Annotated in this window: 10 protein-coding genes and 1 pseudogene; 8 read left to right on the forward strand and 3 right to left on the reverse strand. The window is 65.5% G+C overall.

Annotated features, from left to right (window positions below):
* Positions 1-954, reverse strand: a 954-nt coding sequence (locus ACQKDV_RS15715; protein WP_427784945.1) for an MFS transporter, incomplete at its 3' end; no start/stop codon positions are given.
* Complete coding sequence (locus ACQKDV_RS15720) at positions 951-1,757, reverse strand: exodeoxyribonuclease III (RefSeq protein WP_427784947.1); 807 nt, start codon at positions 1,755-1,757, stop codon at positions 951-953. The genes ACQKDV_RS15715 and ACQKDV_RS15720, both read right to left, overlap by 4 nt.
* A gap of 879 nt (positions 1,758-2,636) precedes the next feature.
* Between ACQKDV_RS15720 and ACQKDV_RS15725 the strand changes: the two genes are divergently transcribed.
* Positions 2,637-3,368 (forward strand): hypothetical protein, encoded by a 732-nt coding sequence (locus ACQKDV_RS15725; protein ID WP_427784949.1) that lies wholly within the window; start codon positions 2,637-2,639, stop codon positions 3,366-3,368.
* A gap of 539 nt (positions 3,369-3,907) precedes the next feature.
* On the opposite strand, the gene ACQKDV_RS15730 is transcribed toward ACQKDV_RS15725, so the two are convergent.
* Positions 3,908-4,048 carry a hypothetical protein gene (locus tag ACQKDV_RS15730; RefSeq protein ID WP_427784950.1) on the reverse strand — a complete coding sequence of 47 codons (141 nt, stop codon included), beginning with the start codon at positions 4,046-4,048 and terminating at the stop codon, positions 3,908-3,910.
* Positions 4,049-4,188: 140 nt separating this feature from the next.
* Between ACQKDV_RS15730 and pyrE the strand changes: the two genes are divergently transcribed.
* The 7 genes and pseudogenes from pyrE to ACQKDV_RS15765 all read left to right on the forward strand — a co-directional run.
* Positions 4,189-4,848, forward strand: a complete 660-nt coding sequence (gene pyrE / locus ACQKDV_RS15735; RefSeq protein WP_108767480.1) for an orotate phosphoribosyltransferase — start codon at positions 4,189-4,191, stop codon at positions 4,846-4,848.
* A 16-nt stretch (positions 4,849-4,864) separates the two neighbouring features.
* Complete coding sequence (locus ACQKDV_RS15740) at positions 4,865-5,509, forward strand: hypothetical protein (RefSeq protein WP_427784951.1); 645 nt, start codon at positions 4,865-4,867, stop codon at positions 5,507-5,509.
* Between the two features lie 206 nt (positions 5,510-5,715).
* Positions 5,716-5,808 (forward strand): potassium-transporting ATPase subunit F, encoded by a 93-nt coding sequence (locus ACQKDV_RS15745; protein WP_427784953.1) that lies wholly within the window; start codon positions 5,716-5,718, stop codon positions 5,806-5,808.
* Positions 5,809-5,820: 12 nt separating this feature from the next.
* Positions 5,821-7,518: a potassium-transporting ATPase subunit KdpA gene (gene kdpA, locus ACQKDV_RS15750; RefSeq protein WP_427784955.1), complete on the forward strand. Its 1,698-nt coding sequence runs from the start codon at positions 5,821-5,823 to the stop codon at positions 7,516-7,518.
* Positions 7,519-7,530: 12 nt separating this feature from the next.
* Positions 7,531-9,603, forward strand: a complete 2,073-nt coding sequence (gene kdpB / locus ACQKDV_RS15755) for a potassium-transporting ATPase subunit KdpB (protein WP_427784957.1) — start codon at positions 7,531-7,533, stop codon at positions 9,601-9,603.
* Positions 9,600-10,250: a potassium-transporting ATPase subunit KdpC gene (gene kdpC, locus ACQKDV_RS15760; protein ID WP_427784959.1), complete on the forward strand. Its 651-nt coding sequence runs from the start codon at positions 9,600-9,602 to the stop codon at positions 10,248-10,250. The genes kdpB and kdpC overlap by 4 nt, the downstream gene beginning before the upstream one ends.
* 51 nt (positions 10,251-10,301) lie before the next feature.
* A pseudogene (locus ACQKDV_RS15765) lies at positions 10,302-10,443 on the forward strand (hypothetical protein); the annotation flags it as partial.

Raw genomic sequence — 10,443 nt, forward strand, 5'->3', positions numbered from 1 at the left:
CACGCCCAGCGCGGCCACCAGCAGCATGCAGCGGAAGCCGAAGGCGGCCACCGCGATGCCACCAAGGAACGCGCCACCGATGCCCATCCACACGCCGAACAGCTTGGAGACCGTGGCGATGTCGGCCTTGTCGAAGCCCGAATCGAGATAGAACGGGCCGGCCATCACACCGATGACCTGGTCGGGGAACTTGAACAGGCCCACGAAAGCCAGCAGCCCCAGCGCCAGGGCGATGCCGTTGCGGGTGAAGAAGCTGGTGATCGGCTGCACGAAGGCTTCGGCCACATCGATGCGGCGCTGCACGGCCTGCGCGGGGCGGTCCGGCTCACGGCACAGCAGGGTGGTGATGATCGGCAGCAGCATCAGCCCGGCCATGGCCAGGTAGGCGATGATCCAGCCTTCGAACTGGGCCAGGTAGAGCGCGCCGGCACCGGCCAGGATCAGGCCGATGCGGTAGCCCAAGGTGTAGGTGGCCGCCAGCGCGGCCTGGGCGGTTTCCGGGGCGATCTCGATGCGGTAGGCGTCGACCACCGAATCCTGGGTCGCACCGGCGAAGGACGCCACCAGCACCCAGGCCACCAGCGGCCACACGCCCTGTTCGGGGCGCACGAAGGCCAGCGCGACCAGGCCGATCAGCACGGCCACCTGCGACAGCAGCAGCCAGGAACGGCGGCGGCCAAGGAAAGCCAGCAGCGGGAAGGCATAGCGGTCCAGCAGCGGTGCCCAGACGAACTTCAGCAGGTAGAAGAAGCTGGCCAGGCTGATAAGGCCGATGCTGCCCAGGTCCAGGCCGACATCACGCAGGCGGGTGGACAGGGTCTGCGAGGCAATCAGCAGGAACGGCAGGCCGCTGCCGAAACCCAGCAGGGCCATGGTCAGGGCCGAGGGCGTGCCGAAGGCGCGCTTGATCCCGGCCCAGCCCTTGTAGCTGGGCTTTGCAGCGGCTTCGCTCACAGGTCGTAGTCCACGGTGAACGGGGCGTGGTCGGAGAAGCGCTCGTCGCGGTAGATCGAGCAGCTGCGCAGGCGATCACGCAGGCCAGGGGTGATGAACTGGTAATCGATGCGCCAACCGACATTGTTGGCGCGGGCGGCGCCGCGGTTGCTCCACCAGGTGTAATCCTCGCCGGTGGGGTGCAGCAGGCGGTAGGCATCGGCCCAGCCGCGGCCGGTGGCCACGTCGGTGGCCTGGCCGTGGTCGGCGCACAGGCCGTTGAGCCAGTCGCGCTCCTCGGGCAGGCAGCCGGAATTCTTCTGGTTGGACTTCCAGTTCCTGATGTCCAGCGCCGAGCGGACGATGTTCCAGTCGCCGCACAGGACATAGTCGCGGCCGCTACGCGCCCACACCTCCAGGAACGGCCGCAGCCATTCCATCACTTCGAACTTGAAGCCCTGGCGCAGGTCGCCGGAGCTGCCGGACGGGATATAGAAGGAGACCACGCTGAGATTGCCGAAGCGGGCCTCGATGTAGCGGCCTTCGTCATCGAACGGGGCCCAGCCCAGCGAGGTGATGACCTGGTCCGGCTCGCGCTTGCTGTAGATGGCCACGCCGCTGTAGCCCTTCTTGGTGATGGCGTCACGGTAGAAGCAGTGGTGGCCGTCGGGGCGGAACATCGGATCGGTGAGCTGGTCTTCCTGCGCCTTGGTTTCCTGGATGCACAGAACGTCGGCGTCCTGGGCCCGGAACCAGTCGAGGAAGCCCTTGGTGGCGGCCGAGCGGATGCCATTGGCGTTGAAGCTGGTGATGCGAAAAGTCACAGTAACCTATTGTTCTTAAAGAATTTATATTCGGATTCACGCCTTCCGTACCAACGCCAGTACCTACTATTTCAGGCGCTGCGTACCAACACAATTGCGACGGCAAGACTACTTCTCGCCGTAGCCCAATGCTACCGATGGGAGAGCCGCTGGGCGACGAAGTAGTCGGGCTTCCCGACCGTGGCCCACTGGCGGACGGCCACGCATACCAGTTCCTTTGCGCGCATCGCGTCTACCGGAGATGTTCCGCTGTGGACGTAGTAGTCCACCCACCCGTACTGTTCAGGGGTTCCACGTCACAGGCCAGGTGCAGCAGGCAGTCGGAGTCCTCCTGCTCGTCATCCGGTGGTTCAATCCCCAGCTCTTCGCGCAGTTCGCGGGCCAAACGCCGAGCCTGCGTCCTTATCGTGTCAACCACCACAATCCCGTGAGCTATCAGGTCCTCGGCGATCATCGAGGTAGACTGCGGGGAGCGGAAAACAGGAATTTTCATGTGGCCGCCTTTTCTGACAAGGTGGCCTGAATCGTGCCGCAGCCCTATCGCAGATCCTGCGAACGCGGCCAGCACGTGCCTGAATCGCTGAACTTCGGAGAATCGAGTCGACCCGAGCCTGCTCGACTATGTACCAGCACTGCTTGGCACTGGAGAGGCGCCTGACTACTGTAATATTGTCACCAGCATTCAGGGCAAAGTCAGGAACGGCAATGTCTCCAAAAGGAATTGTTACGTGGCTCGCTATAGCCTTACTCGCCGGGGGTGCGGCTTGGTATGGGATCAGCGCAACTCGAAGTGGACCAGTATCCACCGGTCCAGTTGCAGAGCACCTCGGCCGCAAGCATCTACCGATCTCGCCAGTAGCGCGCGAAAGCCCCCCCGATATGCTTGGCTCAGAACTTTGGAGTAATGCCGACTCTCAGCCGACGGCGCTGCGTTTCAACAGCCTGCGCTCACGGGCGGAAGCCGGCGACATGACGGCGCAACGGGAACTGGCAAAGCTGTACCAACAGTGTTCGGTATTCAGCCTGTCCCCAACAAATATGTATGCAACATTAGATGCATATGCAGCTGCGCGCGGCGTCCCTAAAAGCACCTACGACGGAATCAAGAAACGATTCTCAGCGACTTGTTCTGCAGTAGATGGTGGCCAAGTAATACCGCATGAGGCATACACCAACTGGTTCGAGCGAGCCGCGAACCAAGGGGACACGTACTCCAAGGTTGCGGTGGCATCCCAGAATTGGGTAACGCTAAAAGCAGACGACTACCTGTCGCTAGCGCGTGATGTGGTCAATTCGGGTGATCCGGAAGCTATCTTCTCTCTCGGCGATCTGCTCGCACTCGCTCCTGAATCTAGCGATATCGCAGAGTTCAAATCTGCCATGACCGGACCATATGCCAACTACGCTTGGAGTATAGCAGCGTGCCGGTTGGGTGCAGATTGCGGCCCCAGGTCCTATCGATTGGACTCGCTCTGCATCAATGCAGGCATATGTGGAGCAGGAGATTTTGAAGGCGCTATCAGGAACAATGTGGTTCCTGCTGGGCAGCAAGAATCGCTGGACAGAGCGATGGTGGAAGTACAGAGAGCAGTTGGGAAGAAGCCATCTTAAGATGCTTTGAGCTGCGTTGCGCAGGATGCCCGCCGCGATGGCACCGCCCCAGTACGTGTTAGCGTTGCGATCCATCCAAGTCGTTGCATTTGTTCGCATCGGCCACACCAACGTTCGGACCAATCGGCATAAACATCCAGAAGTACGGATTGCCCTCACCAATATTCCGCAAGTTGACAGCCAAACGCGCTGCCAAAAGGGCGGGGATAATCTCGAATATCATCACAACCACAGAAACACCACCAGACCCTGAATACGCAGAACTGATAATTTGATCGATGCGGGTTTAAGCAAGCCGACGCACAGTAGGTTTTGCCCTGTTCTATGGGCATAGTTTGTTCGGTGACAACATAGAACTCAGGATTAGTTCCAGTTGCACCGGGTCGCATGCTGCCGATAATGCTGACCATACCGTAAGGAATGAAATTAGCGTTTCCGGTAGGGTTGCCCAATTCCTGATAGCCGTTGCTTACCACCCAACCCCAGCCAGTTCGCTACCAATTTGGGAAGGTACTGTTAGCAATTAGGTTGCCACCGGATCATTGATGGTTGACCTGCACGCGCATCTCTTGCACGACCGAAGCGTCAGCCTTGCCTGCCACCGATGCCTGCACACCGTCGATACGACTGGCCTGAGCGGCGATCTGCTGCCCCTGCTGCGTGACGCTGGCCTGCAGCAAGGTGACGCCACTACCGGTTGCCCGGCGGCCCGCGCAGCCCGCCGAGCGGGCCCGGCACGGCCTTCACCAAGGGCCGGACGAGCGCGGAAAGCCCAGCTGGATTAGGATTTGTGCTCCGAATGAAGATGAATCGAGTTTTGATGAGCGACCACCGTCACCGTTTCCTGCAGTTGGCCCTGACCGCCGATGCCCTGCGCTTCGGCCAGTTCACCCTCAAGTCCGGCCGGCTGAGCCCCTATTTCTTCAACGCCGGCCGTTTCGACTCCGGTTCGCTGCTGTCGCAGCTGGGCGCCTGCTATTCGGATGCCATCGATGCCAGCGGCATCAAGTACGACGTGGTCTTCGGCCCGGCCTACAAGGGCATCCCGCTGGCCACCGCGATGGCCTGCGAGCTGGCCCAGCGTGGCCGCGATCTGCCGCTGTCGTTCAACCGCAAGGAAGTGAAGGACCACGGTGAAGGCGGCCAGCTGATCGGCGCCGACCTGACCGGCAAGCGCGTGCTGATCGTGGACGATGTGATCACCGCCGGCACTGCCATCCGCGAAGCGCTGGCCATCATCCGCGCGGCCGGCGGCATTCCGGCCGGCATCGTGGTGGCCCTGGACCGCCAGGAAATCGCCTCGGAAGCCGACCACCGTTCGGCGGCCCAGGCCGTGGCCGAAGAGGCCGGCATTCCGGTGATCGCCGTCGCGACCCTGGCCGATCTGCTTGATTTCGCCTCTGGAAACCCGGAACTTGTGGGCTACCGGCAGCCGCTGGAAGCCTATCGGGCCCAGTACGGCGTCCGTTCCGCACGCTGACCCAGGGGAAGGTCGCATGTTCCGAGTTCCTGCCATCGTTGCCACCGGACTGCTGCTGGCGCTGCCGGCCTGCCTGCAGGCCAAGCCCGGCACGGCCGACAAGAAGCTGTACTGCTGGAACGAAGGCAAGGAGCGGATCTGCAGCGACGCGCTGCCGGCCGATGCGGTCAACAACGCCCGCGAGGAATTCAGCGCCAGGAGCGGCGTGCGCAATGCCCAGGTGGAGCGCGCGTTGACCGATGAGGAACGCGCCGCTGCCAGCACCGCGGCGGCGCAGGCGCAGCTGGACCAGATGGCGGCGCAGACCCGGCAGCGCACCGAACAGGCCATGTTGACGACCTATGGCAGCGAGGATGCGCTGCGCAAGGTGTTCAACGAGCGCCAGGAGGTGCTCGACAACAACCTCAACACCGCGCGCTACAACGTCGCCAGCCTGCGGGATTCGCTGGTGACCCTGCTGGCAACCGCCGGTGACCGCGAGCTGGCCGGCGGCAAGGTAAGTCAACAGCAGGCGGAGGCGATCCACCAGCGCCACGCGCAGCTGCAGGCACAGCAGCGACTGCAGGCCAGTTTCGAGCAGCAGCAGGTGACGCTGAAGACAGAGATCGAAGCCAGCCTGCAGCGCTACCGCGAGTTGAAGGGGATGGCCCCGGGCGGTTGAGGGCTGGCTGGTCTGCCGTGCAGCCGAGCATGGGCTCGGCTCTACAACCGGCGGCCTGCCGAGCACGCGCTCGGCGCTACAACAGGCGAGCCACGGAATTTATGCACTTTTTACGCGCTGGCGCCGTCCGGCGCGTAGTGCGTTTATGGGGGGCAGGACGACGATGACGGCCTGAGGTGGAGGGGTTCCACCAGGACGCTGTTGCAATGTTCCCTTGGCTGTCGTTGTTGTGTGGCGTGCTGGTACTGGTCGCCGCTGCCTATCTCCTTTATGTCGTGCTGCGGCCCGAGTCGTTCTGAGCGGAGCCTGCCATGACCGAGATGCTTGTGATTCTTGCCGCCAGTCTGCTGCTGGCCTGGCCGCTGGGCCTGTACCTGGCGCGCGTGATGCGTGGCGCGCCGATGAAGGTCGACGTGCTGTTCCATTGGATCGAGAAGCCGCTGTACCGGCTGTTCGGCGTGGATGCAGCGCGTTCCATGTCCTGGCGCGGCTACGTGCTGGCGTTCGTACTGAGCAACGTGGTGGTGGCGGTGCTGACCCAGGCGGTGTTCATGACCCAGGCCTGGTTGCCACTAAACCCGGACCAGATCCCGAACATGCGCTGGGACACCGCGCTGCACACGATGATCTCGTTCCTGACCAACACCAACCAGCAGCACTACTCGGGCCAGGCGCAGCTGTCCTACCTGGCGCAGATGACCGGCATTACCGGCCTGCAGGTGGTAACGCCGATGATGGGCCTGGCGCTGGCGGTGGCCACGCTGCGGGCGCTGTTCGCCCGTGCACCGCAGACCTCGGCCGGTGATGACCGGGAGGTGCCGGTGGGCAACTACTACGTGGACGTGGTGCGCCTGTGCGTGCGCTTCCTGCTGCCGCTGTGCCTGGTCTGGACCCTGCTGCTGACCAGCCAGGGCGTGCCCTCGACGATGGCGGGCGGACCGCAGGCCACACCGATCGACGCCAGCGCCGGCATGCCCCAGCAGAAACTGCCACTGGGCCCGGTGGCGGCGATGGTCGCGGCCAAGCAGCTGGGCGCCAATGGTGGCGGCTGGTATGGCCCGAACAGCAGTTTCCCGCTGGAAAACCCGACCCCGGTGTCGAACCTGCTGGAGGTGGTGGGCATCCTGCTGATCCCGCTGGCGGTGATCTTCATGATCGGTGCGTTCACCGGCCGGCGTCGTTTCGGCGCCCTGGTGTTCAGCTGCATGCTGGGCATGTCGCTGCTGTCCACCGGCGCGATGGTGTGGAGCGAGGGCCACAGCGCCAGCGCGGCCACGCCGTTGCTGATGGAAGGCAAGGAGGTGCGCTTCGGCGCCGATGGCACCGCGCTGTGGGCGGCGGTGACCACCCAGGTGTCCAACGGCTCGGTGAACGGCATGCATGATTCGCTGGCACCGCTGACCGGTGGCATCGCGATGGTCAACATGCTGGTCAGCGCGATCTGGGGCGGCATCGGCTGCGGCCTGCAGCAGTTCATCGTGTACCTGCTGCTGGGGGTGTTCCTGGCTGGGCTGATGACCGGGCGCACGCCGGAACTGTTCGGGCGCAAGCTGGAAACACCGCAGGTGCGCCTGCTGGCCCTGCTGGTGCTGCTGCAGCCGATCACCCTGCTGGTGTTCACCGCCATCACCCTGGCCGTGCCCGGCCTGGCCGGTACGTCCAACCCTGGCTTCCATGGCATCAGCCAGGTGTTCTACGAGTACGTTTCGGCCTATGCGAACAACGGTTCGGGCTTCGAGGGGCTGGGCGACGCCACCGTGTGGTGGAACCTGAGCTGTTCGCTGGTGCTGCTGCTGGGCCGCTTCCCGCTCCTGATCATCCCGCTGGTGGTGGCCGCACAGCTGGCCACCAAGCGCCGGGCCCCCGAAGCGGCCGGCAGCCTGCAGATCGAAACCCCGACCTTCGCCCTGACCCTGGTCTCGGTGATCGTCATCCTGACCGTGCTGCAGTTCATGCCGGCCCTGGTGCTCGGCCCGATTGCCGACCACCTGAGCTTGGGACTGCACTGAGGACACCCTGAAATGAGTACCTACGCAAGTTCTTCCCGCCGTTCTCTCACACCGCGCCCTGCCCTGCTCGATGGCGCCGGCCTGCGCCGTGCGCTGGTCGAAGCGGTGCGCAAGCTCTCGCCGATGCACCTGGTGCGCAGCCCGGTGATGGCGGTGGTGATGGCCGGCACGATCGTCGCGGCGATCATCACCCTGACCGGCAACGCGCCGCTGGGCTTCGGCCTGGCGGTGAGCGCGATCCTGCTGGTGACCGTGCTGTTCGGCAACTTCGCCGAGGCCGTGGCCGAAGCGCGCGGTCGTGGCCAGGCGGCCTCGCTGCGCCGTGCCCGCCAGGACCTGATGGCACGCCGCCTGGCGGCACCGCAGCCCGATGCCGCCGAAACCCAGATTCCGGCCGCCGAACTTCGCCCCGGCGACCACGTGATCGTCAGTGCCGGTGAACTGGTGCCGGCCGATGGCGAGATCGTGCAGGGCGTGGCCACCATCAACGAAGCAGCGGTGACCGGTGAATCAGCGCCGGTGCTGCGCGAGGCCGGTACCGACCGCTCCGGCGTGATCGGCGGCACCAAGGTGCTGTCCGACCAGATCATCGTGCGGGTGACCGCCGAGCCGGGGCACAGCTTCCTGGACCGGATGATCGCGCTGGTGGAAGGTGCCAACCGGCAGAAGACCCCCAACGAGATCGCGCTGACCCTGCTGCTGGCGGCGATGACGCTGACCTTCCTGGTGGTGGTGGCGACGCTGCCTGCCATCGGTGCGGCCGTGGGCGTGCAGGTCGATCCGCTGCTGCTGATCGCGCTGCTGGTCTGCCTGATCCCGACCACCATCGGCGGGCTGCTGCCGGCCATCGGCATCGCCGGCATGAACCGTGCGCTGGCCGCCAACGTGCTGGCCAAATCAGGCAAGGCGGTGGAAGTGGCCGGCGATGTGGACGTGCTGCTGCTGGACAAGACCGGCACCATCACCTACGGCGACCGCCAGGCCAGCCACTTCCACCCGCTGGCCGGCATCGATGCCAGCCAGCTGCGCGAAGCGGCGCTGCTGTCCTCGCTGGCCGACCCGACCCCGGAAGGCAAATCCATCGTGCGCCTGGCGCGCGAACAGGGCTGCGCCACCGCTGAGCCGGAGCAGGCCGAGTACCTGGCCTTCACTGCCCAGACCCGCATGTCCGGCGTAGACGTGGCCCAGCCTGGTCAGGAGCCCGGCCGCCAGATCCGCAAGGGCGCGCTGGATGCGATCCGCAATCACGTGCAGGCGCTGGGCGGCAACGTGCCTGCGGAACTTGCCGGTCGCGTCGAGCAGGTGGCACGCAACGGTGCCACCCCGCTGGTGGTGGCCGAGGGCCGCCACGTGCTGGGCGTGATCGAGCTGTCCGACGTGGTCAAGCACGGCATGCGCGAGAAGTTCGCGCAGCTGCGGGCGATGGGCATCCGCACGGTGATGATCACCGGCGACAACCCGCTGACCGCGGCCGCCATTGCGGCCGAGGCCGGTGTGGATGACTACATCGCCGAGGCACGGCCGGAAGACAAGCTGGCGCGCATCCGCCAGGAGCAGGCCGGTGGCCGCCTGGTGGCGATGGTGGGCGACGGCACCAACGACGCGCCGGCACTGGCCCAGGCCGATATCGGCCTGGCGATGAACTCCGGCACGCAGGCGGCGAAAGAGGCCGGGAACATGGTCGACCTCGATTCGGACCCGGCCAAGCTGCTGGCGGTGGTGGAAGTGGGCAAGCAGCAGCTGATCACCCGTGGCGCGTTGACCACCTTCTCGCTGGCCAACGATGTGTCCAAGTACTTCGCGATCCTGCCGGCGCTGTTTGCCGCCGCCGTTCCGGCGATGGCCGCGTTGAACGTGATGCAGCTGTCCAGTCCGCGCAATGCGGTGCTGGCGGCGCTGATCTTCAACGCCCTGGTGATTCCCGCGCTGATTCCGCTCGCGTTGCGGGGCGTGCGCTTCCGCCCGGCCACCGCGACGGCGCTGCTGCGCCGGAACATGCTGGTGTACGGCCTGGGCGGCGTGCTGCTGCCGTTCGCGGCGATCAAGCTGATCGACCTCCTTCTTGTCCTGGTATCCGGCGCATGAACCGTTCTGTCTCCACCTCCTCTTCCCTGACCCGCGAACACGCTGTCGAGGCCCGCGTGGCACGCCTGCAGGACGATGCCACCTGGCGCCCGGCCATCGGTCTGGGCCTGGCCACCCTGCTGCTGGCCGGTGCCGTCTACGCGGGCATCGCCACCGGCTTTGCAGGCCTGAGCTTCCCGACCCAGGCCGAAGGCAGCCTGCTGCGCGACAGCAACGGCCAGGTACGCGGCTCGGCGTGGCTGGCGCAACCGTTCAACGGCGATGGCTACTTCCAGGCACGCCCGTCGGCGGCCAACTACGACCCGATGGCCGCGGCGGGTTCGAACCTGGCCCGCAGCAACCCGGCGCTGGCCGAACGGGTGGCCGCCAGCACCGCTGCCGTTGCAGCGCGCGAGGGTGTAAGCCCGGCGCAGGTGCCGGCCGATCTGGTCACCCAGTCCGGCGGCGGCCTGGACCCGCAGCTGTCACCGGCGGCGGCACAGCTGCAGGTTGCCCGTGTGGCACGTGCGCGCGGCCTGCCGGTGGAGCGGGTGCAGGCGGTGGTGCGGGCGCATACCGAAGGCCGCCAGTGGGGCCTGTTCGGGCAGCCGCGGGTGAATGTGGTGACCCTGAACTTCGCCCTGGACCACGCGGCCAAGGCACCGTGATGCCGGCCTGCACCGGCGGCGCGCACAATGGCGGCCATGACAGCAGCGGCAATGAATGATGCGCGTACCCGCCAGGCTGACGCCCTGGTGGAGGGCCTGCAGCGCGAGGCCGGCGGCAAGCTGACCGTGTTCCTTGGCGCGGCGCCGGGCGTGGGCAAGACCTACACCATGCTGACCCGCGCGCAGGAAAAGC

This window comes from Stenotrophomonas sp. NPDC077659 (assembly GCF_050268705.1).
Lineage (GTDB): Bacteria > Pseudomonadota > Gammaproteobacteria > Xanthomonadales > Xanthomonadaceae > Stenotrophomonas.